The 597-nt window shown below is 61.0% G+C and carries 1 protein-coding gene; it reads left to right on the top strand.

Annotated features, from left to right (window positions below; all coding sequences use genetic code 11):
• The coding region (locus JQK15_RS26570; protein WP_285236607.1) for a group II intron maturase-specific domain-containing protein at window positions 1-462 on the top strand (462 nt) is incomplete at its 5' end.
• Window positions 463-597: the final 135 nt, after the last annotated feature.

Genomic DNA, 597 nt, shown 5'->3' with positions numbered 1-597 from the left:
GGGCTCATGGAGAAGCTGAAGCTGACGGTGAATGAGGACAAGACACGCATCTGCAAGGTGCCGGACGAGACGTTCGACTTTCTGGGATACACGTTCGGTCGGAGGTACTCCGCGAAAACCGGCAAAGCCTACATGGGCCACCGGCCATCAAAGAAAAGCATTCAGCGCGTGATCGCAACGATCCACGAACTGACAGACCGAGCGCGTACATGGCAGGATACCACATATCTGGTGGCCAAGATGAACCGGGTGCTGTGCGGATGGGCCAACTACTTCTCGGTCGGCACTACGAGCAGAGCATACCGGGCCATCGACAGCTACACAGCGGTGCGGTTGCGTCGGTGGCTGCGCGCCAAATACAAGACCAGGCGACGGCGAGAGGGAGCCTATCACGCCCCTGAGCTATACGAGCGCTTCGGCCTCGTGCGTCTGGCTAACGTGGCCGCAGCCCGCCGTGTGTGAAGGCGTGATGTCTTGTCCGAGAGCCGGATGCGGGAGATCTGCATGTCCGGTTCGATGAGCAGGGAGTGGAAACGGACCGTCTGGCAAGCTCCACAGGCGCGCCGCACGACACCGCGCCACTTCCTGACTCTACCG

Origin of the sequence: Sphingobium sp. BHU LFT2 (assembly GCF_018604485.1) — a bacterium.
In the GTDB taxonomy this organism is placed as follows: Bacteria; Pseudomonadota; Alphaproteobacteria; order Sphingomonadales; family Sphingomonadaceae; genus Sphingobium; species Sphingobium yanoikuyae_A.
This window is presented reverse-complemented; position numbering and strand designations above follow the sequence as displayed.